Origin of the sequence: Exiguobacterium sp. HVEsp1, assembly GCF_002009685.1 — a bacterium.
GTDB lineage: Bacteria > Bacillota > Bacilli > Exiguobacteriales > Exiguobacteriaceae > Exiguobacterium > Exiguobacterium profundum.
Genome location: NZ_KV917367.1, coordinates 2,330,335 through 2,356,640, shown reverse-complemented (window position 1 = coordinate 2,356,640; position 26,306 = coordinate 2,330,335). Strand labels below are relative to the sequence as shown.

18 protein-coding genes are annotated in these 26,306 nt (G+C 41.0%); all 18 read left to right on the top strand.

Annotated features, from left to right (window positions below; translation table 11 throughout):
* Positions 1-469 precede the first annotated feature (469 nt).
* A complete protein-coding gene (locus BV910_RS11970; RefSeq protein ID WP_078147498.1) occupies positions 470-3,529 on the top strand; it encodes an Ig-like domain-containing protein in 3,060 nt (1,019 codons plus the stop codon).
* 1,010 nt (positions 3,530-4,539) lie between these two features.
* Positions 4,540-5,526 (top strand): hypothetical protein, encoded by a 987-nt coding sequence (locus tag BV910_RS11965; protein ID WP_143404788.1) that lies wholly within the window; start codon positions 4,540-4,542, stop codon positions 5,524-5,526.
* Positions 5,527-6,082: 556 nt separating this feature from the next.
* Positions 6,083-7,768, top strand: coding sequence for a hypothetical protein (locus BV910_RS11960; RefSeq protein ID WP_078147496.1), 1,686 nt, complete (start codon positions 6,083-6,085; stop codon positions 7,766-7,768).
* 254 nt (positions 7,769-8,022) lie between these two features.
* Positions 8,023-9,675: a hypothetical protein gene (locus BV910_RS11955; protein WP_078147495.1), complete on the top strand. Its 1,653-nt coding sequence runs from the start codon at positions 8,023-8,025 to the stop codon at positions 9,673-9,675.
* A 372-nt stretch (positions 9,676-10,047) separates the two neighbouring features.
* A complete protein-coding gene (locus tag BV910_RS11950; RefSeq protein ID WP_078147494.1) occupies positions 10,048-11,421 on the top strand; it encodes an Ig-like domain-containing protein in 1,374 nt (457 codons plus the stop codon).
* 357 nt (positions 11,422-11,778) lie between these two features.
* Entirely contained in the window at positions 11,779-12,135 is a 357-nt protein-coding gene (locus BV910_RS11945; protein ID WP_078147493.1) for a hypothetical protein, read from the top strand.
* Between the two features lie 31 nt (positions 12,136-12,166).
* Positions 12,167-13,474, top strand: coding sequence for a nuclease-related domain-containing protein (locus BV910_RS11940; protein ID WP_078147492.1), 1,308 nt, complete (start codon positions 12,167-12,169; stop codon positions 13,472-13,474).
* A 207-nt stretch (positions 13,475-13,681) separates the two neighbouring features.
* Positions 13,682-15,037: a pre-peptidase C-terminal domain-containing protein gene (locus tag BV910_RS11935; protein ID WP_168169866.1), complete on the top strand. Its 1,356-nt coding sequence runs from the start codon at positions 13,682-13,684 to the stop codon at positions 15,035-15,037.
* 136 nt (positions 15,038-15,173) lie between these two features.
* Complete coding sequence (locus BV910_RS11930; RefSeq protein ID WP_143404786.1) at positions 15,174-16,829, top strand: hypothetical protein; 1,656 nt, start codon at positions 15,174-15,176, stop codon at positions 16,827-16,829.
* A 224-nt stretch (positions 16,830-17,053) separates the two neighbouring features.
* Positions 17,054-18,430 (top strand): Ig-like domain-containing protein, encoded by a 1,377-nt coding sequence (locus tag BV910_RS11925; protein ID WP_078147489.1) that lies wholly within the window; start codon positions 17,054-17,056, stop codon positions 18,428-18,430.
* Positions 18,431-18,500: 70 nt separating this feature from the next.
* The gene (locus BV910_RS11920; protein WP_078147488.1) at positions 18,501-19,448 is read left to right on the top strand and encodes a DUF6273 domain-containing protein; all 948 of its coding nucleotides are present in this window, start codon (positions 18,501-18,503) and stop codon (positions 19,446-19,448) included.
* A 42-nt stretch (positions 19,449-19,490) separates the two neighbouring features.
* On the top strand, positions 19,491-20,936 hold the full coding sequence (gene istA, locus BV910_RS11915) for an IS21 family transposase (protein WP_371328152.1): 1,446 nt from the start codon (positions 19,491-19,493) through the stop codon (positions 20,934-20,936).
* The gene (gene istB, locus BV910_RS11910) at positions 20,933-21,649 is read left to right on the top strand and encodes an IS21-like element helper ATPase IstB (protein ID WP_078145977.1); all 717 of its coding nucleotides are present in this window, start codon (positions 20,933-20,935) and stop codon (positions 21,647-21,649) included. The genes istA and istB overlap by 4 nt, the downstream gene beginning before the upstream one ends.
* Positions 21,650-21,689: 40 nt before the next feature.
* Positions 21,690-22,520 carry an Ig-like domain-containing protein gene (locus BV910_RS11905; protein ID WP_168169865.1) on the top strand — a complete coding sequence of 277 codons (831 nt, stop codon included), beginning with the start codon at positions 21,690-21,692 and terminating at the stop codon, positions 22,518-22,520.
* 24 nt (positions 22,521-22,544) lie between these two features.
* Complete coding sequence (locus BV910_RS11900) at positions 22,545-23,354, top strand: hypothetical protein (protein WP_078147486.1); 810 nt, start codon at positions 22,545-22,547, stop codon at positions 23,352-23,354.
* Positions 23,355-23,474: 120 nt separating this feature from the next.
* Positions 23,475-24,824, top strand: coding sequence for an Ig-like domain-containing protein (locus tag BV910_RS11895; protein WP_078147485.1), 1,350 nt, complete (start codon positions 23,475-23,477; stop codon positions 24,822-24,824).
* A 305-nt stretch (positions 24,825-25,129) separates the two neighbouring features.
* Positions 25,130-25,825, top strand: coding sequence for a geobacillin-26 family protein (locus tag BV910_RS11890; protein WP_078147484.1), 696 nt, complete (start codon positions 25,130-25,132; stop codon positions 25,823-25,825).
* Between the two features lie 12 nt (positions 25,826-25,837).
* Positions 25,838-26,008, top strand: coding sequence for a hypothetical protein (locus BV910_RS14825; RefSeq protein ID WP_168169864.1), 171 nt, complete (start codon positions 25,838-25,840; stop codon positions 26,006-26,008).
* Positions 26,009-26,306: the final 298 nt, after the last annotated feature.

Genomic DNA, 26,306 nt, shown 5'->3' with positions numbered 1-26,306 from the left:
TGGAAATATCGTTGGTGAAGATTGGTCTTGTAAATTCGATAATGTAAAATAAATGTTATAGGTAATTAATGGTATAAAAATGGTTTTCAACGAGTATTTTAGCTTAAATCGCATGAAATCAACAAAAATCGACTTGTTTCGACATTTCCAAAATAGGTAAACCTAAAAATGAATTAAACTAAAATCTCCAAAATTCAAAAACGTTACCATTTTTGCGAAAAAAAACGCTTGTGTCGCTTGGAAGGGTTATGTATATTATGGATGTAAGGTTTTCCAAGAACAGTCTTGGTAAATTGTTCAAGATGATTCTTGCAAAGACTTCTACCGGGGGAGAACGCCCGGTCTAAAGAAGAGTCGGTTACATAATCATTAGTACTTTATTCATTGTTATGGATACATGACTCCGAACGAGATCGGTTGGGCAAGGACGGTAGAAAAACCTATCTACCTAAGGGAGGATTTACATCAGATGGCTAAGAAGAAACAATTCGTTACTGCAGCGGCAGCGTTCGCAGTAGCAGCATCAGCAGTAGCGCCTGCAATCACGGCAGACGCAGCATCAACAACGGTCCGTCTTTCATCGGACTACGTACGTGGGGGAGACCTCAACGCAGCACTTGACAAAGAATACAAGGGCAGCGAGATCCACTGGTACAAATCTTCAATCGACATGAACAAACTTGGTGTATTCCAAACAGCGAAAGGTTTCGTTAAAGGAAAAGGCATCAAAGTTGAGAAGAAACTCCGCGTCTTAAACTACGCACAAGAAATCAAACCTGAATCTGAATTCGTATTCGAGCAAGGCGTTCCTGTTTCAGGAATCCGCGTTCAACCAGTTCTCTTCGCAGACGGCGTTGTATACAACAAGCCACTCTTCGTTGCTGGATTCAGCACTGAGAAAGTTGGAGAGTTCGAAGGAACACTCACTTACTCAAACAAAGCTTACGGTTCTGTAACAAAAACTGTTAAGTACAAAGTAGTTGCTTCTAAAGTAGAATTCTCTGAAGTGAAGCACGAAGTGAAAGACGACATGTTGTCTGTCTCTGCTGACGTGAAAAACCTCAAAGAAGGCGAAAAAGTTGAACTCGTAATCTTCCCAGGAAAAGACGAGTCGAAACCACTCGATCCATACACAGCTGAAATCAAAGACGGTAAAGTCATGGTTTCTGCTAAAGATATCCCAGCTGGAACACACTCATTCATCCTTCGCTCTGGCGATGTGAAGACTGCAGCTATGGAGTTCATGGTTGAAGAGTTAACTCCAAAAGTTGAAAAAGTATCTTCTAACAACTTGAAAGAAGTTTCAGTTGAATTCACAAAAGCAATTTCTAAAGCAGACATCAAAGCATCTGACTTTGCTGTGAAAGGTAAAACAATTACAAATGTAAACCTTTCTTCTGACAACAAAACAGCTACTCTTACTTTAGATGCTTCTGTTGCTCAACAATCAGACGTAGAAGTTACTGCTAAGAAATCAATTAAATTTGAAAACGGACGCTCACTTGAAGCTGATGTAGTCAAAACAATCAATGTAACGGACGTAACTATTCCAGTTGCAGAATCAATTGAATTGACTGGACCTAATACATTTGAAATCACATTCAGCGAGCCTGTTAAAGCAACTGAATCTGCTGATGTATTGATCAACAACGGAATCTATGGAGTTGCTAAAAAGACACTCTCGACTGATGGACGTACATTAACAGTTGAACTTGGTGCTTCATCACTTTCTGAAGGTTCTTACGAAGTTAAAGTTAGTGGATATGCTGACTTTGCAAACTTTGCTGCAATGAGCAAGACGTTCACTCTTCAATATACTAAAGATGCTTCTGCACCGACAGTGAAATTGGTTTCTGCTTCACAAAACGAAGTGGTTGTAGAGTTTGACAAAGCTGTCACTCAAAAAGGTGGAGCGAAACTTACGAAAGACTTCTTCTTCCACACATATTCAGCATGGAAACCAGTTGAAGTTACAACTGAAGACAACAAAAAGTTCACTTTGAAATTCTCTGACAACAATGAGAATACTCAAGACTTCATCTTGCCAGAAGGTGATGTAACAGTAACTGTGTTGAAATCTGCTAACGATGTGAAAGTCGTTGACATGTGGGGTAATGAACTTGCGGCAGATGCTAAACTTAAAGCTACAATTGTTGCTGACAAAGAAGCACCAACTGTAACTAAGGTTGAAGCTAAAGCGGAAAATCAACTTGCTGTATCATTCTCTGAAAAAGTTGATCTTTCTTCAGCTAAGTTCGTAATTAAAAACAGCGAAGGTAAAGTGGTTTCACAAACGATTACTAAAGTGAATTATGATGCTGAGAAGATGATGGCAACTCTTGACTTGAGTTCAAAACTTAACGGTGGAAACTACACTGTTGAAGTGAGCGAAGTTGTTGACACATCATTATCTAAGAACAAAATCACTGCAATCACACTTCCATTCGTTGTAACTGATAAGACGCCAATCGATCTTTCTTCAGTTACTGCAAAAGTTGTAACTAACTCAGATGCTAAGGAACAGTACATCTATGTCACTTTCCCTGAAGCGGTTGCAACTTCTGGTACAAACTCAGCTCTTAACAAAGACAACTATCTTGTAGGTGGAGCAGCACTTGCTTCAGCAGATAAAGTTGAATTGTTCGGAACAGATAACAAACGCGTGAAGATTACTGTTAAGTTCCGTGATGACAAAGCTGTAGTCACTGCTGGAACTGTACAAGACCCAGAAACATTACTAACACTCGGCCGCATTGCAGATGCTGCAGGGAATACTAATGCTGCACTAGCAACTGACAAAGTAATCACTGCAGATGCTGCTACAGCAACATTCACTGCTAAAGCAATTGGGTTGAACAAACTCGAATTAGTGTTCGATGCGGAACTCAAAACAGTTACTGCTGACGGCATTGAAGTTGATGGATCAGATTCAGATGATGTGAAATCTACAGTAGCAGCTATTGACAACGTAGAAGTTAAAGATGGTAAAACTTACGTTAAAGTAACTGTCAAAGCAACTGAAAAATTAGCTAATAAATCTAAAGCTGAACTCGATAAAATGTCAGTTGGAATTGTTGATGGCAAATTAGAAACAATCACAGGACAAAAATTATCATCTGTAACTCCTGTTGCGGCTGGATCTGTTGTAGATGCAATTGCTCCTGAACTTGAAGGTGCAGAACCAATTACATTAGCTCGTACAGCCGCTAATAAAGCTGTAATTACTGTTGACTTCGACGAAGATTTGGCTACTGTAGGCGCTCTTGATGCGACAGACCTTATCATTAAAGATGCTAATGGTAAAACGTATATTCCAGGAACTGATTACGAAGTAACACTACAGCAGGCGGATGCTTCTAAACTTGACATTACTCTAACAGTAGCAGCAGAAGATTTAAACAAATTGAACGGTACTAAATTCTCTGTTGCATCTAAAGCTACAGTTAACTACTTAGATGATGTTGCTGGAAACTTTATCAAAGTGTTTGAAGCAAAACAAACTAAAACTGCTTTAGAAATTTCTCAATAAAACTAAACGAAACGTTGTCCGCTAACTCGAGGTCTAACTGACCTCGAGGATCCGGACCGGATGATTCCGAACTATCATGTTGAATTGAATGGTGTGATTCCATTCCTCATCTAACAGTCAATGATGAGTGTCTAATCCTCCTGGGTCCAATCACACGCTGATACGTGTGAGGGGCTAAGTCAGGTGAAGTCGTACTCGAAGCAGTCGAGGCGGGACTCTTTAAAAAGTAACTATGATCAGGTCAACGAATCCATGTAGGCAGAATGAATCGATCGTCTTCGCGAATCGCTAGGAGTTCGAAGGTGGTTCTCCCGAATGAAATATCGGGTTGAGGAAAGTGCGAATTGACTGTTAATCGCTTTCTTGCTCATATCTGAATAGTGGAGGTCTACGGTTACTAAAAATAGGGATAAACATGATGGAACGTTTGAAGTCTTTATGGAAGAGGTGGATCAGCACCCGTGAAGTCATAAAGATGGCAGCAGGTTCATAGTAGCGTCGATCACTAGCCGGTTGTACTTATGTGGTAACACATAGGGAGGATAAAACTAGTGGGAGCGAAGGAACCTAGTCAGTCAGAAACAGTTGCTTATTTCCCCAAAAATGAGAAAACTGATTGATGACGACACAAAGTAGTAGTCACTCTGATGATCTCTTAGACCACCTCTTTCCAAATTGGAGAGAGGTGGTTTTGTTGTGGTTATATTTTTTAATGAAAGGGGAAAGGGAATACCAATAAAATACATAAATTAGGACTTGTATCTATAAGAAAATATTGGTAGATTGGATGTAGGGGAAATGAGCAATTTGAACTATGATTGACGGCACGCCGTATGCGCTGAAAGGCGCACGTATGGTGTAGGCCCGAACCGAAATCTGAGTCTATTGGCTCAGTATAAGACGGGAATAGCGCTGAACAACTCATTAATGCGGTGGGAGGGACGTACAAAGGAAACTTAACATTAACTGCAAATGGATTAAACGATATTGTTTATGGTCCAGCTTCAGGGATGCGTACGATCGATGGTAACGTAACCATTACAGGTGATACTTCAGGTGATATTGATCTTCAAAACCTTACAATCACAGGTAATTTGACTGTCAACACACCAAATGCAACAGTCAATAACTCAGCGACGGTTAATGGGACGATTGACATTCAAGATGTTAAAGATGGCACTTGGAATGAACGTACGAACGGCAATACGATTGTAGTCAATGATACTACAGGTATTCGTGTGGTCATTGCTGAAAATATCAAAGTCAATTCTTTGACTTTGAATCAGCCAACTACATTAGAAGTAAGCAGCGGTGCTACATTTGAAAAACCAGTAGTTGTAGTAAAACCATCGACAATTGTTTCCTCTCAACCTATTCAATTACAACCTGAACAGGGTGTGGACGTTACCTTGAAATCTTCGACAGAAGATAAAGGGGTTGTAGTTTCTGGTTCAGGAGATGCAATCGATTCTTCTGAATCTATTGAAAAAGCTAGACTTGAGAATTTGACGAACCTTCTCACAGAAGCAACGAAATACAACTATGATCCGACATTAGATTTTAAGTCAATTTTGACTTTAAGTGTCAACGAGAAAGCGATTACTCTTGATTTAACTGAAGATGTTGTTGCTATCTCGAACTATTGGGAAGCATTGAAGAAGAATGAAGCTACGAAGAATGAACCAGTAGAGTATGCCGCGGGACGTTATGCATTGAATACTCTTGCGCGCTACATGGGCGCCCTTGAGCGTACAGCAGGTTCTTCGGTTGAAGAAATTGTTTACAACGGCGTTTCATACACATGGGATGCAAAAGGAACTTTGAAAGGAAACAACTGGAAAGATGAAGAAGGAGCAACTTTAATGTCTGTTGTTTTCCCTAACATTGAACAGTCGCTCGAGTTCAAACTTGTAGATGATCAAGGGTTTGAAATCGATATTACTTTCAATGTTGAATGGCCAGAATTGACTTCGAACACAGAAAATCCAACAAACTAATTGAATTGAAGTGTCAATCTGTAAATTTAAACTGATCCTTGTTTTACGGATAGTTTAATTAAAATTGTTTCGAATTCTATGCGACGATTAGATGACCTCGATATTGCTCCGGGGTCATCTTTTTTTGGTTCCATTGCTTACGTTCGCTGTTGTAATAGTTGAGAATGAGCAAATGGCCGAATGTCTCCTGTAGATAATACTTACACGATCAACGTGGATAGCTTGACAAAATTCTTAGAAGAGTTCGATGAGTATCTCACTACATCACAAATTTAATTTCTTTATGCGGCTCTAGCTCTTGCTAAGGTCGTTTTTGCGCATTGAGGAACAGACAAGCGATAACGGATTTGAAAATCTACAATCAAGATAAGTCCTAGAATTTGAGAAAATCATTCTCTTCTTTTCTATAAAATGTAAAATGAGTATTGCTAATTTATGTATACTAATAACGGGGAAATAAGCAAGGACTGACGGCACGCCGTATGCGCTGAAAGGCGCACGTACGGTGTAGGCCTGGCTCGAAAGCCGTTATGCGGTATAAGGCAGGAATAGCGTAGTGAAAACGACTTCGGTCACAACACTCACTCAATTAAACGAAGCGCTCCAAGATATTACTGTACAGCGAATTCGTTTATTGAACGATATCACAGGTGATCTTACACTCACACGTAAGGTAGATTTAGCATTAAACGGATTCAAGGTGACTGGCAATGTCGGGATCAACCATAGTGAAGCTGGTACGGTCACGATTGAAGCTGGGACGATTGAAGGTGATTTGACCGTCAACACGCCAAATGCGACTGTCGTCAACCAGGCGAACGTCACAGGCACGGCATCTATTCAAGACGTGGCGGATAATACGTTCGATAATAGTGGTCGTTTGAAAAAACTCGAAGTCACCGATCCGAACGGCGCGCGTATCATCAACCATAAACCGAATCTCATTGAGACATTCATCATCGACTCACCGGCACCAGTAGAATTATCAGGTGTCTTTGAGACGGTAGAAATCTTGCAAGATTCATTCATTACTTTTGCTGAGAACACGACATTGGAAGAGCTGAAAGCCGATGAAAATGTATCTGTGGAAGTAATCAAACCGAAGAGCGTAGAAATCAAGGTGGCTCCAACACAGATGAAAGAAAGTGAATTGAAGTTGGATGATGCTGCGACGCTTAGAAAGATTCGAGCATTAATCGAGCAGTTGAAGCCTTACTTGGAAAATAAGCAACCGGATGATGTACAGGTAGAGCAATTCATTCAGTTAATGTCTGAAACGAATACATTGATTCATCCTCTTTATGACAAAGATCCGCGAGGTACCTTAGTTCAAAATTTACTTAAAGATATTGTCACCATTGAGAAACAATTTATGGATTCGATTCCAACTCCTGAAGATTTAGCTGAAGCTGTCAACAATTTTAAAGTGGAAATCGAAAATGCAACAGCAGAAGAGGGGGCGTACTTTGATTTCCCAGAAGTGAGTGGTGACATCCGTTTCTATTTATCTTCTGACTACGAAGTTACTGAAAAGTACATGATTCCAGATCGTCCATTACATGAAGATGAAGTGAGGCATGTGTTTGTAGCTTATACTTTTTCAAAAAGTAATAAGCATTTGACACAACGTGGCTATTTCAATATTCCAGCAGGCAATGGAGAAATCACATTTACATTACTAGAACCGAACAAATATCGAGGACTAGGTGATTACACAACAAGTGAAAGTTATCAATTAAGTGAAGAAGGCCCTTACAGAATAAAAGTAAAAGAGGGGAAAACAGCAGGCGATCTATTAGATTCTTCTTTACTCTCAGAAAGTAAGAAGGAGCTTACTCTAACTGTGGTTGAACGAGTTCTTGAACCAATTACGGTAACAGGAGACTACCATTTAGAACTTTCCAAATCTTACAATGTCATCAACAATAAGATCGTTTTTCATAATTCTTTAGATAAAACGGATCCTAATTATGTATCAATAGGAGAATCTTCAGGATTCTTGTTTGACGAAAAAATGCAAACATTACATTACCATGGTGAAATTTCGACTATTGATTTACAGAGTAAATTTAAAGAAAAATATTTAAGTCAACATCCGGAAGAAACAGAAGAGTCTGTTCACATTAACTTTGTTCGATTCTTAAAACCGGAAGATCAATTAAAAACAGGTCATGTTTTAATTTCAATGTCTGAACGGGGACATGAAGGTACTTTTATGATCGAATTAATGACTGGTGAATAAAAAGTCTGAGATTGTAACTTCAAGCGTTCGGAACACAATGATATTTTTAGACTGAGTTCATTTGAACTCAGTTTTTTAATAAAAACTCATTTTCCTTTTTAATGAATATGAAGAAATTTAACTATGTAAAATTATGTATACTATTGAAGGGGATTTAAGCAATGGCTGGCGGCACGCCGTATGCGCTGAAAGGTGCTTGTATGGTGTAGGCCTGACTCGAAAGCCGTTAAACGGTATAAGACAGGAATAGCAACTTGAAGTCAGTACAAGTCAATAATATTCAAGCATTTAATGAAGCTCTAACGGATGAGACAGTCGGGCATATTGTGTTACTCAATGACCTGAATGGAGACGTTACCATTCAAAGAAAAGTAAACGTCGATTTGAACGACTTCACGTTATCTGGAAACTTATCGATGCAACATACGGAGAATGGAACTGTGACAATTGGTTCAGGTGTCATTACGGGTGATTTATCGATTGATACACCAAATGCCACAGTCATCAATCATGCCGATGTCAATGGTCAAACGACGATTGAGGACGTAGCGGAAAATACATTTGATAACTCTGGAGAATTGCATGCAGTAAAGTTTGTTGACCCGAATGGTGGGCGATTGATTAATCGAAATAGCGCGGCTGTCGGAACGCTTGTCATCGACTCACCGGCCTCGATTACGCTAAGTGGGAATTTCGACATGATTACTGTTGCTCAATCCATGTCATTCATTCTTGAAGCAGATGCCAACATCAAAGAGATGCAAGCCGATCAATCTGTATCGGTTGAAATTGTAGCTTCACCGACGGCTGTGATTGAAAAGAAACCAGAAGGCTTCAAGCTCGTCGATTATTCAATCGAGACACTGAACCAGCAAAAACTACTTCGTCAAGAAATCGTAAAGTTGAATGCTCTGTTGTCTGGAGATTGGAATGACGAGGCGTTTGTAGAATCTTTTATCCAACAACTTCAGCAAGCATGGGACACATTCTCGAAATTACCAGATACTCTTGAAACACGACGACTCGGTTCTGATTTAAGTAAATTGAATTCAGCTTATGACAACATTCCAGCTGCCTCAGATTTGCAGCAAGCGTTTGATGATTTCGTCCCGACGATTCGTGAAGCGACATCATTGAATGGTGCGAGTATTGAAATTCCTTCGCTGCAAGATCAAGGAATTTACGTCTACAGTGCTTCGCATGATAATATTTGGGATCGCTTTGACATTCCAGCTCGCCCTAATAAAGAGGATGAAGTGAGACATATCCTCTTCTCGATTATTTTCCAAAAAGGGCATAAGTCCTTGCAACGTGATTTCTTGATCCATATTCCTTATGGAACAGCAGAAATCACATTTGAGGCACTCGAACTAGGTGACAGACCAGCTAACAGTGACTATGTAACGAGCGACTCTTTTGAGTTTGATCCGTCGAATGGGAGCATCCTGTTTACTGAAGGATTAACAGTTGGCGATTTCTTAAGTTCATCGCTTATTCCGAATTTATCAACCGACTATGAAGTCTTCAGTTACATGAATCATGCTGATTCTTATGTCAAAGAAAGTTACGATGCTGTTTACGATTCTGATGTGATTTCTGAACGATTGAACGTGATTCAAGATGAAATGATTTCAGATGAGATGACTGGTTATCAGGAAGTGACAGGTGGGAGTTTCGTATTTGATATTGAGAAGAAGGAATTGCGATACAAAGGCGACATCAAAGTTTGGGATTTACAAGAAGCGCTCAATTCTATCGAAGGTGAAAGTTTTGGGGTGTTAAACTTCATTGACGTTCATGGTCCAGAAGTGGCGTTAGCATCACGGATGCAATTGATTCACAAAGAGAGCCGTGGTATTCGTTTGTTCATGAGTAAGAATTCTGAAGAACCGACACCAGACATGTGAGTTTGATTTGAATCGATTGATTTGATGTGTACGAAAAGGGTAAGTTGCTTCGCGACAATGCGAAACTACTTATCCTTTTTTTGGATGTTATGCATGCGTTCATTTTTATAATTGTTGGAACTAGGCATACGTTGAAATGAGAGAGTACAGAGAAGATGAAGCAGGTTGGGAAGAGTATGAAATGAAGGGATGGAATCGTCAATAGTGGTTCTTTTCTTTTGGAGAAAATGAGGGGGCGGGCGTGACGAATCTTGTCGAACGATTCATATCCAAATTTGAAAAATGGATTTCCGTATGCTTCAAAAGAAGACACGCAAATCGATACACAGAGGCTACAATGAAGCGTATTGATTGAATGGAGGAGGAACAAAGATGAAACGAAGCATGTATCAATTGATCTCTTCACTCGTCGTCATGTTCGTCATGATTTCGACTGTCGTGAACGTTAATGCAGCGGAGTCACGGTATACATTACCTATGCAAGGACAAGTGAATGGGGAGATAATCAAAGGTGATGAAAAGCAGACCTATGAATTAGAATTGACAGAGGCGGGACGAATTACGATCGACTTAAACTCATCGATTGATTCGAACGGGAATTTCCATTTTAGGGATAGTCAAAATAATTATATTTTCCAAACGTATATTGAAGGAGATTCAAAAAATCCTGGGCGAGCGGTCTATGTCCGTGACTTAGAAAAAGGGACCTATCGATTGACGGTATCAAACGACGATACAGGTGGCGCGCTTGGTAAGTATTTCATCAAGACGACTTTCAAAGCAGCGGCTACAGAAGATGTCGAGCCGAATAACGGAACGGCAGAGGCACAGAAGCTCACGTTTGGTAAAAAGACACGGGGTTACTTATCTACACAAGACACTGTGGATGTATACGGAGTTCAGTTGACGAAAGCCGGGACACTGACGGTGGATTTGTCCTCATATGTTGACGGATACACGATGATTCAATTAATCGATGAATATAATACGCAAGTCTATGGAACATATATCGAAGGAACCTCCAAAAATCCAGTGAAATTCTTCCGAAATGTTAATTTAGAACCGGGACAATACTATTTACGTGTATACGATGAATCTTCAAACGATGACACGGGTGTGTATGAAGTGAAAGCAACGTTTGTTTCGGCAATGAACACTGAAGTGGAGCCGAACAACGGTACGGTAGAAGCGAAGGCCTTCCCGTTCTATAAGACACAAACCGGATTCCTCTCATGGAATGATCAAATTGATGTCTACAAGATTAGTATTCCGAAAACGAGTAAAGTCGGAATTGATATGACCTCGTACGTTGAAGATTATGCTACGGTCACGTTGTTTGATACGAATAACAATAAGCTGATGGACCAATATGTTTATGGGTCTGCTAAAATGCCGGGACGATATAAAGAGTTCATCACATTGATGCGCGGAACCTATTATTTATCCGTTCGTGACGATTATGGGACAGATGACACCGGAAAGTATAAGCTGAAAGTCACGTCGACACATCTTTTACCCGCTTTGTCTGTCAACAAAGTGACAGCCCGTTCGACAAAAGTGAGTGGCAAGACGGAAAAAGGTGCGACGGTCACGATGACGATTGGGAAGAAATCATACAAGCGAACGGCTGATGCGAAAGGAAACTATTCGTTCTCCATCAGCAAACAAAAAGCCGGGACGAGCATCAAAATCTCGAGCAAGAACAAGTATGGATCGTCTGTGAAGACGGTTAAGGTTTCTAAGTAAGTAGAAAAGAAAAAGCGAGGCCGAGTTCGATGGAATGTCGGATTCGGTTTTTTCTATGTTTAAAACTACATAGTAAAGGTGGCTGCTAATTTACGTAGGAAAAAATGATAAAAGAGATTTTTACTTTTTCGATTTCGAATCATCTAAATTTAAATTTTTTAAACTAGTTAGCAAGTAAATCATATTAAGTGAACACTTGATTATTCAATTTTTCTTGAATGCTAAATAAAAAATGTGAAATATAGGTAGTTCAGATTTTTAAGAAACTTATTTCCAATAATTGAAAAATAGTTCATTTCATTTCTTTTGTATTTCACTATAATTATTAATATGAAATTGAAAAAGGAGTGTTGAGTTATGGATTACGAAAACGAAATGAAACGAATCAGAGGGTTGTTGGCAATTGGTGGAGCGTTACTATTTGCATTTATCATCTCCTTTTTTATGAAGTATGGACTATCTGGTATGGATGTATTTTTAGACCCAAGTAGTTATGTGATTTTTGCTGTTATTTTGTTGTACCCTCTAGGTTTTGTGTACAACTGGAGAAATGTTTTGGGGATAATTGGTAGTTGGAACGGTTATGGAAGTGCTTACGCTAGAATAATGGCTTTTTCCCTGAAATTTGGTGTAGCAATTGCTGTAGGCTGGATTCCAGGACTGTTTCGAGCTTATGGAGTATATAAAGAGTATAAAAAATACGAACAGATTTAGGAAATTTTTAACCATAATGAGGAGCGATTAAATGAATTTCACTTCTTACTTAATGAGTAATGTTAAATTTGCACTCAAAATGGGTGCGGGTGCGATAGTGTTTAGTCTTCTCATCATTTCATCTTCAATCGATTTAGAGTTTGGGATGTTTTGGAGTATTGTAGGATTCGTGGTTGCTTCCATTTATAATCTTCCGGAATACTTGCGTTATAAGAAAAGAGAATATTCATATAAACGTAATCAAAGAAAAGCAGAAAAGCTCGAAAAACAACGATTGAACGAAATCAGACGGAACACGGCATTATACTTACAAGATTTGAATCAGATGATTCAAGAGGTTGAATTCATGTCTGATGGTGACAATCTGTATTCATTCGATTTAAATGAAAAGATTATTTATAAAACAAATGATGATGCCGTCATGCTACTACAGAAATGGAAATCTGATTTAGAGCAAATCATGGCAAATCATTGGGATAAAGAAATCAATCAATTTTATGAAAATACCATCAGTACATTTAAACAAAACATATATCATTCGAGCCTGAATACGGAATCGATATATGAGTATTTCAAAACACTAAACATACCTGAAATGTATAAGCAAATACTTCGTGATCCACATTTATTAAAGAATGAGCTGAATAAAGTTGAAGTGCTAAACAAAGAACTAAATCAGGATTTTAAAAGGTTACAAAGAGGTGTATTAGGAGAACAAGTCGTGGAAAAGGAATTGCTTAAGTATCAAGGCGATTACATGACCTTGTTTGGTAATCGTATTGATATGGGCGAGGATGGTACTGTCGAAAATGATGTACTGATTTTCTCTGAAAACGGGATTTTCACCTTAGAAGTAAAGAATATTAAATCGACTGGCGACCAATACCTTAAAATTTCTAAAGACGGTCTGTGGTACGAAAGAAATTCTCTTTATTCCGAATGGCAAGTCGATGAGAAAAGTTCAAGAATCGTTGATCAAGTCAATAGGCATGTCTATTTGACTCAAAAATTTGTGACTCAAACTACAACAAACAAAGTTTATGTCCAGCCAATCATTGTTATTTCGAATGACAATGTTGTAATTGAAAATGAAACCGAGTGGATCATTGTTCGACCGAATCAGATATATTCTTGTATACGAAATGCTCAACGGCAATTTACTCGAGATCAGGCTAAAGAATATTATCGACTATTTGAAAAATATGATATCGGGCAAGCTAAGTTTCAGTTAATTGATTATGGCTATCAAATTGAGAGAGTAACATCACATCTTCATTTGATTGAACAAAGTACCAAGCTCATTTCAAGATTAAATAGTATTGAGATGAATCGCTCATAAGTTCTATAAGACTCGCTGCAAAAGTGGTTAAAATCTTTTGTGGCGTTTTATTTTTGGAAATAAGGATTGTTGTAAAGGAAGTTCAAATTTTATCTCATGCATGAGATAAAATTGAAAAAACGATTCCCATTTCAAGTTAAATAACAATTTTTAAAAACCTTTTACTGGATATAATGTCATTAAAAAGATAATGGAAGGAAGATGAGAATGACTAAGAAACTAATTCAAATCCTGGTAACGGTTTTATGTGTTTCTCTTATGCAGCCGTTGATTGGTGAAGCAGAAGAAACGCTTCAATTGAACAGTACGGTAACTGGTACACTCTCGAAAGAGCAAAATCGAGTGATTTACAAAATCGAATTGCCGAAAAGGGGGTATTTGTCTCTTCAGTTGAAGTCGACTTTTTATGGGGTCAATTATCAACTGTCAGAGGAGTCATATGGCACAATCGTTGAAAAATCAATCTATGGCGATCAGAATGTCCCGACCACTAAATCTATCGGTTATGATCTTGAAGCAGGTACGTACTATTTTATGTTGTGGGACGGCTCACAATACAAAGATGACGATTATGAATTGACTGCGGAATTTTACGAAGAAAAAACGGATGATGTTGAACCGAATAACGGCAATGAATCCGCGCAAAGTCTAACGTTCAATAAAAAGGTAAGTGGATTTCTTTCTGTCCAAGACCGGACCGATGTGTATCGTTTGTCATTAGAGAAGGCAGGGACCCTTTCAATTGATTGGTCATCCCTTGTATATGGGGATACAGACTTAGTATTAACTGATGAAGAGAACAATGTCGTACTTGATGTTGAGAAGAATAGTGATAGTCAAACTGCTGTGAAATATGACAGATCGATAAATCTCGAAGCAGGTAACTACTTTATCAAGATAAAAAGAAGTTCCGAATTATACAACACTGGAATCTATGAACTTCTTACATCATTCAAGCCTGCAAACAATCAGGAAACCGAACCGAATAATGGTTCGGTGCAGGCAATGGCTTTAAGTTTTTATAAACCGATATCTGGATTCCTATCTTGGAATGACAGTGTAGATTATTACAAAGTAAGTGTTCCGAAACTAAGTAATGTGACACTCAACCTAAAATCATACATTGACTCAGAAGCAAAAATTGCATTATATAACTACGACAATGAGTTGGTCAGCGAATCTACGATTATTAGTTCGGCCATCACTCCTGCAACGCATAATCAAACATTTAAATTATCAGCTGGGACATACTATGTCGCAGTAAAAAATGTATCATCTCATTACTACAATGCAGGAAAGTACACACTCCAGGTCAAGTCGAGTCATCTCTTGCCAACGCTTGCAGTTAACAAAGTGACAGCCCGCTCATCGAAAGTAAGCGGGAAGACCGAAAAAGGGGCGGTCGTCACGATGACGATTGGGAAGAAATCGTATAAGCGAACGGCCGATGCGAAAGGAAATTACTCGTTCTCAATCAACAAGCAAAAAGTAGGGACGAGCATTAAAATCTCGAGCAAGAATAAGTATGGGTCGTCTGTGAAGACGTTGAAAGTAACTAAATGAAACAATAATCATGAGTGAGTGAGAGGGTTCGGCAATGTGTCGGTCCTCTTTTATAAGATTGGTTTTTACAATGATGAGACCGATGGATCAAGAAATGAGTTATGCGTTAGCAAATCAAACAAAGGATGTGAGTAACATGCAACGATGGTTGAGAATGACAGGATTACTGGTCCTCTTTAGTCTCTTCTCGTATTCCACAGTAGAGGCAGCCCTCGTCGTCGAGCCGACTAGCTCAATCGATGTGGAGAATCCGACGAACTATGTTGTGGGGAACGAACAGATGTATATCGGCGGAGTAGATGGATATCGGACGTATCAATTGTCGGACGGGTCCCTTGTTCATCATGTGAAGGGACAAGCGACGGACGTATTGGATGTCAGTGACGACGAGCAGTGGGTGCTCACGAAGCAGTCATCAGGACTTGTGACATACGATGCCAAAGGAATGGAACGACATACGTTACAAGAAGCGAAATGGGAGCATATGACGATTTCCTTCAATGACGATCAGATACAAGCTCGTTTCTTGCCGGGCTCATCAGTCGCCGTTATTCTAACGGAATCCTCGGATCTTGTTTGGTATGACGTCGCGACGAACGAAGTGAAGAAACAAGTATTGATTAGTCGAAATGAACGATACGGTCCACCAAATCAGCAACTTCGTGTATCAAAGGACTTCATCGCTATCGGTGAGAAAGCGATGATAACCTTATATAGCCATGAAGGAGAGATAATATCTTCGATAGGAATTGGAGATTTGATTGAATCCTTTGATGTGACGAATGATGGCATGGTTGTCATGACGACAAAGTTAGGAGAGTTATATGAATATAAATGGAATGCGAAAGGTACATTTTCTCGAGAGTTAGACATAACGGGCGCGATTATGATGAGTCCGAATGGAACGTTTTTCTCGAACGAGACGTCGCTCTATGACTTTAAGACGGGCAAACGGATTTATTCTTCCGTCCAACCGGGACGGGTCGTGTTCACACCGGATTCGACTCGGTTTATTTCGATTGGGAAACGAATCGAGATTTATGACACGTCTTCACTCGACAAACGCATTCGCTCCATCGCGGTCAATCCGGAGTTGAAGCGAATTGAGACCGACACGAAGGTACGACCGAGTTTGATTGTCACACGTGCGGACGGAACGAAAGAGACAATCACAGAGGGCGTGACGTGGACGACGACTTCTCCAGAACGGTTGGCGATTGAAAAAGGGATGTTCGTTGGGAAACAATCGGGACCGGTCGTGGTGAATGCTACTTATGAAGAGCACACGACCTTATTCCATGTGAAAGTGGTGCCGCCACCGCCACTCACGGACCTCGAGTGGTTGAAGGCGCATAAGAAATCCCTCGACCAACATGGAACATTTGATGGGGCGGACCATAAGATCGGAACATTGTATGCGAAAGTGAAGGCCCCTGCCGGCAAGCTTTTAATCGACAAAAAGATAGCGACGATAGGGAAGTATCACCATGATTTTATGTACGCTGCGACGAACCGTTCCAAAAAAGTAAATGAGATTGTCCTCTCATTCTGGAACTACAAGCGTCCGAATATCACCGAGTCGGTCGTACAGCGCGCATTCGGGAAACCGATTCAAACCTGGACGAAGAAGTCTAAATCATTTGAGACGATAAGAGGAAACAAATCGTGGGAGAAGCGCTCTGTCGGAAAGATTGCTGCATACCGTACGAAACAAAAACATACGGTCTGGATGTATTACGATACGAGTGGCAAGTTGCGTATGTTCCGATTGTTTGAAAGTGCGCCGAAGTAAAGTGGAGCAGAGTGTTGAATGACTGGCATTCATCATGGAATGACTTTAGAGGATTCTAAGGTCATTTTTTTATAGGACAACAAGCGTTAGAGTCGACGAATTTTGTCGAACGATAAAAAAGTGAATCTGAGAATCGGTTTTCCATATCGTTCAAAACCAAGCGTTTCGAACCTTTAGAACTCGATAAAATAAAGCGTAGCGACTCGAATGGAGGATGAGGAACGATGAGCAAGATATGGAAAAAAGGAATCGCTTCACTACTTGGAATGCTGTTGATTTTATCGACTATGCCATTAGCCAGTGCGGAAAGTAGTCCGAAATTATTGCCTTTGAACACTACGGAGACAGGAGAACTATCACAAACACAAACGGAAGAAACGTATACGTTTACACTACCTCAGACAGGTAAATTAACCTTGAGTATTGATTCAGCCGTTCAGGACGAGTTATATGTAAGTCTAAAGGACTCAAATGAGCAGAGTATTTTTTTAGATATGGAAAATAGGATTGAAACAGAGAGGAAGAAAAAAGAAATCACGCTTCATCTTGAAGCTGGTACATATTACTTAAAAGTAAATGTATATGATAATGCTTGGAATACAGTCTGGAAGAAATTCAATATCACAACAGAATACACACCTGTTGTAACGGATGACGCAGAACCAAATAATGATACATTGACCGCTCAAGAACTCATGATTGGAAAATCAACAAAGGGATTTTTCTCGCGTCAAGATTCAAAAGATGTACATGAGTTGCGATTGAATGAACCGGGTCGATTACACATATCTTTCTTATCTGAGATGGATGACGTCAATATCAGATTAATGGATTCAAATGAAACAATCGCATTCGAACATCAAGTAACGGCATTCAAAGGACAGATTGGCAAAAAAGATGTCGAGATTGATTTAGAACCGGGGACATATTTTTTATACATTGAGCAAGGAATGTTTTGGGATGATACGGGCGTCTATCAACTAGAAACTACATTCAACCCTGCACATAATCAGGAAGCAGAGCCAAATAATTCGCCTTCTCAATCAGTCAAGTTTCCGTTCTACACTAAGCAAAAAGGCTTTCTATCTTGGAATGACCCAATCGATCTATATCGTTTTGACATTCCAAAATCGAGTCAAGTTACCATCGATTTGACTACATCTATTGCAGAAGAGGTTAGGGTGAGAGTGTATAGTGCCGATGGTGAATTATATCTATCCCAAACCGTTTATGGATCGGTGAAGGATCCACATCAGTTTTTAAAGACATTGCTATTGCCGAAGGGGACCTATTATTTTCAAATTGAAGACTACTTTGGAAATGATGATACGGGAGTATACGACTTAATCATTAAATCTAATCATCTATTACCTGTACTATCAATCAACAAAGTCACAACCCGATCAACGAAGGTGAGTGGGAAGACAGAAAAAGGGGCGACCGTCACGATGACGATTGGGAAGAAGTCTTATAAGCGTAAGGCTGATTCGAAAGGCAACTATTCGTTCGCCATCAGTAAGCAAAAAGCTGGGACGAGTATTAAAATCTTGACTAAGAACAAGTATGGGTCGTCTGTGAAGACGGTGAAAGTAACGAAATAATGATTGCTAAAGGGGGGTGCTGAAAAGCCATCTCCCTTTATTCAAATTTATACTGACAGGAGAAGTGATGATGAAGCAAATGAGAACGAAACTGTTTGGGTTCATCCTAATGATTATCGTGTTCTGTATACCGATAAGCGTTGAGGCCACGAATTATAGAATTGGTGACAAGATTGAGTTCGGACAAAAAAATGGCCAAGTACTTATATGGGACGTTATTCATGTTGATTCTGATGGAAATCCATTATTATTTTCTAATGAAATTTTAGATTGGAAAGCATTTGATTCAACCGATCAAGAAACAGGTGATGAACGAAGAGAAACAGGTAGTAACCGTTGGGCTGATTCTAGTATTCGGCAATGGCTGAATAGTTCAGAACAAGTTATCTCTTGGAAAACTGGAATCCCACGTGCAGATTCGGTTATTCCTTCTCATCTTGCATACGATCATGAAGCTGGCTTCTTAGCCACTACTTTTTCAGAAGGTGAACGATCAGCCATACTGGAAGTCACTCGTGACGTTATTCTTGATGAAGAAGATAAACAATTTCATCACAGTGGTGAAGAGGCACCTTATTATGTGAATGACGAACATGGAAGGGATGTACTGCTCAATTCAGATTTAGCTTATCGCGAACGAGTAACCGATCGTATGTTTATTCTTTCAATTGATGAGATAGAGCGCTACGTGTTTCAACATCAGGATTTACTCGTTGGAAAGGTAGCCAAACAAATAAAAAATGAATCATATCGGGAGATGCATTCAGATTCTTATTGGATTCTCGGTCCAGATCGTGAAGGAACAACTAATCTTTCAATTAATCGAGACGAATCTTATTATTCATACTCTCCAAATGAAGGACTTGGAGTCCGTCCTGCATTTTACTTAAATAAATCAAAATGGACACCTCAGAGTGGGTGTGTAATGCAAAATAGGAGTGCAGAAGTGTGCAACGGAAACGTACACAACTCTGCACTCCTATTTTTGAAAAGAAAAAGGACTTGCCAGCAATCATAATCTCACCCTAACGTTTAAGTTGCGACACAAGAACGTTAGGAGATGGAAGGAATGCTAGCAATGTCCGATATCAATTGTATCAAATTTCTCAGAAACCACAAATCACATTCGATTAATCGAATCGCTAAAAATCTAGACCTCAATTGGAGGACGGTAAAAAAATACGCGGATTCAGCTCAATTACCGAGTGAAACCATTCGCCCCAAGAGGGGCATGATGTACGGAACGAAATGGGGCGAGATGGTCGAGGATTGGTTGACCGAGGATCAGATGCTTCAGAAAAAGTTGAGACGAACGAATAAAAAGATTTATGAAACGCTGGTGGCGAACGGATTCGAGGGCTCTTACCGGACGGTCTGTAATTTCATCAAGAGCTGGCATATGACGAGCGAAGAGGAAAACGACACAAGGCATGAACGACTGCAGCACCCTCCGGGTGAGGCGCAGGTGGATTTCGGGACGATGGAAGTCGTCAAAGATAGTCATGCGGTCGATGTGAAGTGCCTCGTCATGAGTCTTCCCTTCAGCAACCGCACTGCAGCCGTCGCCCTCCCCGCAGAAAACCAAGAGTGTTTCCTGACGGGACTCAAAATGCTTTTTGAAGAAATCGGCGGTGTGCCGCAACAGCTCAGAATCGATAATCTCCCCGCCGCTGTCATCCAACCGCGAACGACGAAAGAAGAGGCAATCTATACAGATGCTTTCCTGCAGTTCATGGCTCATTATGGGTTCCAAGTCCAAAGCTGTAATCCTTACAGCGGGAACGAGAAAGGAAGTGTCGAGAACAAGGTGGGATACGTTCGATACAACTTTCTTGTCCCGGCCCCTGTCATGCATGATTACGATTCGATGAACCGACAGCTCGCGGTTTCCCTACGGGACGACATGGAGCGAGTGCATTACGAAAAGCATGTACTGATCCGTGAGCTGTTCGAAGAAGAGCAGAGACATCTATTGCGATTGCCGCAAGAAGACTTCCCCGTCTTCAAAGTAGAACTGTTCAAGGTGAACAAGTACGGCGAAATAACAATCGATAAGACGAAAGTCTTGATCCCTTCAGGGTCTCGCCATGGGCAAGTACGCGCCATCCTAAGATGGGATTCGATGAAGATTCTCTCACTTTATGGAGAAATCCTCTACGAAGAAAAACGACCCTACATGATGACAAAACGTGCGCTCCCGTGGGAAAACATCATCAGCACCTGGCACAAGAAGCCGAGAAGCTTCGGTCACTCCCGTTATTCCGAATACCTGCCGGGTAGAATCAAAGAGTACCTGGGCGTGCCGAACTTACTTGTCCGGCAGGAACGACTGGCCTGGATCCGAGCCAAGCTCGCGCTGTATCCAATCCTAGAGATCAATGAAAGCCTGTACGAGCTACTGAGCGAGGACGACGCCCCAGCCGTGGTTGAGGACCATCCATACGATGTGGACTGGAGCAAGTACGATAGCTTGAATCGGCCGTGGGGAGAAGGTGGCACAGCATGAGCCTAAAAGAAATGTGCAAGTCGCTCCGCCTTGCCTACGTCGCCGAAATCTATGAATCGATTCCGACGGAATCTCCTGAAAAATTTCTTATGGAGCTTTTCTCTATGGAAATGCGCCTCCGCGAAGAAGCGAAGGCGCAACGGTTTATCAAAAAGGCTAAATTCATCAACAACAAGTCACTCGACGACTATCGCTGGGGCAATCACATCTACTTCCCGAAGCATTTGGATAAGGACGAACTGACCTCATTGAATTTCGTCGAACATTCACAGAACGTCGTTCTGACAGGGTCCCCGGGGACGGGAAAGACCCACTTGGCCATCGGACTCGGGAGAGAAGCTTGTCACAAAGGTTATGAGGTGAGGTTCTTCCGGGTCTCCGAGCTCGTAGAGCAACTCAACAAGGCCTGGAGGGATGGAAAGCTGAGCAGCTTCCATTCACGTCTCGAATCGGCAGACCTTATTATTTTGGACGAGATGGGATACATCCCTCTCACAAAAGAATCTGCGGAACTCCTGTTCCATCTCATCACCGACTGGTACGAGAGAAAGAGCCTGATCATCACATCCAACCTTGAGTTCAGTCAGTGGAATCGCATCTTTGGCGACGCGCGCCTAACGGCGGCACTCGTCGATCGCGTCATCCATCACGCTCACATATTAAACTTCACAGGTGACAGTTATCGCGTCACGCATGCGTTGTCGAAACACTAAAACCCAGCTGGCAAAGTTCTGTACTTTTCGTTGCATTATTGTGCACATTTGTATTGCAAAATACAGTGGGGACGGAACTAAAGATTTACCTTATTCAGAAATTGAAACAGCAATTCAATTGAAAAAGAAAAAGTTTGACCTCTTCGTTGGGAACGGTATGATGGTTGGCTATGACATCACGCCATCACATCGAAAGGTTGCGTTAAAATGGTCATCTGATGAACCTCGCATTGCTAGCGTGAATGAAAATGGCGTCGTGATGGGGCATCGTATTGGAAAAACGACAATCCGGTTAGTGTCAGCAACAGGGCAACAACAATCGATACAGGTCGAAGTGAAGAGCGGAATATTTAAACCGAACGTAAAAACATTTACCGTCCTTAAATCAAAAAATCTCTATGGAGGAACTGTTGATTTAGAAGATTACTATCTATCGCCCTTTAGCGATAAGAGTGGTGGTACGGCAATCTTAAAAGATAATTATAAACAGACACATGTTGCCTATGAAACAGACAAAGATGTTCGTCTCGTTGTATATGATCGTTTTTTAAAGGTAAAAAAGCGTATTACTTTTAAAAAAGAATGGATCAAGTTTGGAGATATCACGCTCGATCCCTTAGGAAACTATTACATTCTGTGGGGAAGGTATTTAGACGAACAAGATCATCTGTCATCGAGCATCATGATTACAAAATACGATTCAGATGGAAAACGAATGGACTCGATATCTTGGAATGGAAAAGAATTAGACACGAAAGCACCTTTTAATTCAGGTAATGCGCGAATCGTATATCAAAAGGATGTGCTAATTGCCCATTTCGCTAGACAAATGTTCGCTCATGAAGATGGATTCAATCACCAATCCTCATAAGTCGTGTATGCAGATGCGAAGACTATGACACCAATCACCTACCAAAAGCCTTACGTCAGTCATTCATTTAATCAACAAATACTGCCATTGAAAGATGGTAACACTGTATTTGTAGATCAAGGAGATGCATATTCAAGAGGATTTGAAATCAATCATCTTGTTGATTTAGAATTATTTGACTTCACACCATTTCACTTTAGAGAAGGTGAAGACTGGGCATATGGATATAATTATACGTTTTCACAACTTGGAGGAATTGCGGAAGGAAGAGGCGGATATGCCCTTCTAGGCGCATCAGAGAAGACGTTGTCGGCTTCCCCGGCCATGTCCCGTCGAAACGAGTCAAGGAATCTTTTTTTACAGTTCTTTAAAACTGATGTAAGTAGCTATTTGGAAACTTCGAATATAGATGATTTATTTCTTGTAAAAGGTGAAATGCGTAAAATCATCGGAAATCAACCAAGCACAGGCCCAGGAAGATATTTTTTAGATGAAGACACATTAGACAGGAATGTTAAATGGGTGACAAACTATAAAGGCACTTTAGATGCTGCATACCCAAAAATTATTTCAACAGATGACGGTCGATACATCGTGATGTGGGAAGAGTTTAATGATAGTCAATTCAGTCGTACGAAGTTACAAATCTTTTCGACGTTTGGGGACGAGTTGACAAAAATAATTGATGTACCGAAAGCAAGATTGCCTATGGATGAAGACGTCATATATCGTAACGGTGCTCTGTATTGGACAACTATAACAAATGACTACTATACAGATGATTATGACAAATGGAATTCGTTGATTCAGTTGCATCGCTTAAAGATCGATTAAGGGTAGGGTTAAAACCGACAATGTTTATATCTTGGATATTCTGAATGTAGTAGTTATGAATTAAAGTAGAAAGACTGACGAACTAGTCAGTCTTTCTCTATGACGTCAGGGGGAAAAGCGATGAAGCGTATTGTATTCGTTTGTCTGTTATTGATTTGGATTCAAGGGGCGATGGCGATCACACCTATAGCTGCTGAAACGACGACACATGATTTAGTCTTCGGAGAAGTACTAGAAGGCGAGCTCGTGAAGGGGGAGGCGAACCAGACCTTCGAGGTGACGTTACCTCAAAACGGGAAATTGACACTGGATTTGACGCTCGAGATGGCAAATACGTTAGTGACCGTGGTCGATGAAAACAATCGTTCCGTCGTGTATGAATGGGTTCGCGGAAGTCAGTATTCCCCGGCACGTTATCACAAGACGCTTGATTTGAATCAAGGCACGTATCGACTTCAGTTCAGTTATGCTCTTGGTAAATACGCGATTCTGACAGATTTTAATCCAGTGACGACTGATGACATGGAGCCGAACGACGGTACGCTCTTGGCTCAACCGTTGCCGCTTCAAAAAACGATAACAGGTCATTTGACGTTGCAAGATCGGAGCGATGTGTATCGGATCGAACTGAAACAAGCGGGTCAACTTCAATTGGAGTTGACGAGCTTTGTCTCGCAACAGGTCTACTTCGAATTAATAGATGAGATGAACACGTCGATTTATCAAAAATCAGTATCGGGATCGATGAACAATCCGGGGAAACAGAAGATGGTGTTCGACTTGGAACCCGGCATCTATTACCTGAACGTATACGATTTGACGTATCGGTCGAATACGGGTGTCTATGAGATTCTCAGTTCGTTCAAACCTGCGAAGAATCAAGAGCGAGAGCCGAACAATGGGTCGGTCGAAGCGGAAAGGTTCCCGTTCTATACATCACGTACCGGGCTGATTTCGTGGAACGATTCGATTGATGTGTACAAACTGTCGTTACCGAAAGAAAGTCGGGTCCGGGTGGAATTGCTGTCCTTCATCGATCGTGCCGCGAGCTTGACGGTGAAGAACCTTCGAGGCGATCAGGTATTGTCGACTTATCTATACAGCTCGTCCATTGAACCGGGACGCTATGACGAATCGGTGGTTCTTCCAAAAGGGGACTACTTTGTCTACGTGCAAGGCGGTATGGGCACCTCGCACACCGGGACCTATCAGTTGAAGGTATCCTCCAGTCACTTGCTACCGGTATTGTCGGTCAATCGCGTTTCGGTCCGTTCGACGAAAGTGAGTGGCAAGACCGAGAAAGGGGCGACCGTCACGATGACGATTGGGAAGAAGTCGTATAAGCGAACGGCCGACGCGAAAGGAAATTACTCGTTCTCGATCAATAAGCAAAAAGTCGGGACGCCGATCAAGGTGACGAGCAAGAACAAATACGGGTCGACGGTGAAGACGGTTAAGGTGTCGAGGTAGGATAGGATTCATCATTTAAGCTAGAGTCGACCATACGTCGATTCTAGCTGTTTTATTATTTTGTTGCGATGCATATGTCAGTTTGAAGACGCTTTGTGTACGACAAGATGACGATTCGATGAATCAAACTCCAGACAATCCAATTTTTGTCCGATTTTGTGACATTGTCCTAAAGGAATAGATGACTAATCCGTTTCATCTGTCATAAAATACGGAGTCGAATTTTGTATAGGGTTCCACTCTGTTTAGGAGGGGCGTAAGGTAGAGGCATCTTCAACCCATCAAAAAATGGAAAGGATGAGACGATGTCAAAACGATTCATCATCCCATTGACTGGAATCCTACTCACTTCTACATTATCCGTCGGGACCGGTCATGCGGCAGAGAATGAGCAACCTGTATCGATGCAAGAAGGGACTGTGCCCCAAACGGAAATAATCGAGGAGACGGACACAAAGCGTGTCGTTCGTTCGCTAGAGAACGAAGTTGAAACCGTTGCGACGTTTGATAAACTTGATAACACGGTAACGGTCGTCGTCAACGGAAAAGAACCAGTCACGATTCAACTCGAAGCGGCTTCGTCGAATCAACCAGTCGCACTCGCACGTGCCGCAACTACGGGAGAAAATACGTTTAGTAACTATGAATATACAATTACCCACAGCAGTCCCGAGAAGTGGAACATCACGATGCCAAAAGGGGACTCGGTGATTCAAAAGAATGCGAAGACCGTCACATATAAATCAAGCACAAAATCAAATTTAAATCAGTTTAAGCAATCGGTCGACAAGATCAATAACCTCGAGCTACTCATTCTTGGTGGGGCCTCAATAACGGTGCTACTATCAGGAATCGCGCTTGTCCTCTCCCTTCCGACAGCTGGGAGTGGTACGTTGACGACAGCACTTGCTGCAGCCGGGGTATACGGAAATGTAGCACGACAAATCATCCAGCTCTCGACTGAGATGAAAAACGCAAAAATTTACTACATGCGTGCGTAAGGAGGGATATCCATGCAGGGCATCTTAACGATTCTAATCGTATTCTTGGCGCTAGTCGTCATCGGGGTTGGTATCTTTTTTCTCCGACATCCTAGACCAAACCAAGTCACGCGGATCTCGGGGATTGCAATGACAGGGGTCGGCCTACTCGGACTTGTCGGGTATGGTATCACGTTGTTGTAAAGTTAAAGATGAAGGGATATTGAAAATGAACTGCTACCCGTCAAGTGGACAGGGCGAATAATGAAAATTGACCTAGGCGGCTTGAGTCCTATATTCGACAGGATTCAAGTCGCTTAGTCTTTTCTGGAGACAATTACGGATATAGAAACGATATGTATAGTTCTCTGTCGACTGGGAACTCATGCAAGAAGAGTATATCGACTTTCGAGTTGGTAAAATCACATCATAACACAAATGATGTGATTAATGATTAATCATTATATTGTTGTGATTTAAGATTAATCTTTGATTTTTATCA

Coding starts and splice junctions, on each gene's coding strand:
- BV910_RS11935 (WP_168169866.1), top strand. CDS start 13,682: ATGACTAAGAAACTAATTCAAATCCTGGTAACGGTTTTATGTGTTTCT.
- BV910_RS11950 (WP_078147494.1), top strand. CDS start 10,048: ATGAAACGAAGCATGTATCAATTGATCTCTTCACTCGTCGTCATGTTC.
- BV910_RS14825 (WP_168169864.1), top strand. CDS start 25,838: ATGCAGGGCATCTTAACGATTCTAATCGTATTCTTGGCGCTAGTCGTC.
- istB (WP_078145977.1), top strand. CDS start 20,933: ATGAGCCTAAAAGAAATGTGCAAGTCGCTCCGCCTTGCCTACGTCGCC.
- BV910_RS11900 (WP_078147486.1), top strand. CDS start 22,545: ATGACACCAATCACCTACCAAAAGCCTTACGTCAGTCATTCATTTAAT.
- BV910_RS11945 (WP_078147493.1), top strand. CDS start 11,779: ATGGATTACGAAAACGAAATGAAACGAATCAGAGGGTTGTTGGCAATT.
- BV910_RS11890 (WP_078147484.1), top strand. CDS start 25,130: ATGTCAAAACGATTCATCATCCCATTGACTGGAATCCTACTCACTTCT.
- BV910_RS11925 (WP_078147489.1), top strand. CDS start 17,054: ATGAGCAAGATATGGAAAAAAGGAATCGCTTCACTACTTGGAATGCTG.
- BV910_RS11970 (WP_078147498.1), top strand. CDS start 470: ATGGCTAAGAAGAAACAATTCGTTACTGCAGCGGCAGCGTTCGCAGTA.
- BV910_RS11920 (WP_078147488.1), top strand. CDS start 18,501: ATGAAGCAAATGAGAACGAAACTGTTTGGGTTCATCCTAATGATTATC.
- istA (WP_371328152.1), top strand. CDS start 19,491: ATGGAAGGAATGCTAGCAATGTCCGATATCAATTGTATCAAATTTCTC.
- BV910_RS11930 (WP_143404786.1), top strand. CDS start 15,174: ATGCAACGATGGTTGAGAATGACAGGATTACTGGTCCTCTTTAGTCTC.
- BV910_RS11895 (WP_078147485.1), top strand. CDS start 23,475: ATGAAGCGTATTGTATTCGTTTGTCTGTTATTGATTTGGATTCAAGGG.
- BV910_RS11965 (WP_143404788.1), top strand. CDS start 4,540: ATGCGTACGATCGATGGTAACGTAACCATTACAGGTGATACTTCAGGT.
- BV910_RS11940 (WP_078147492.1), top strand. CDS start 12,167: ATGAATTTCACTTCTTACTTAATGAGTAATGTTAAATTTGCACTCAAA.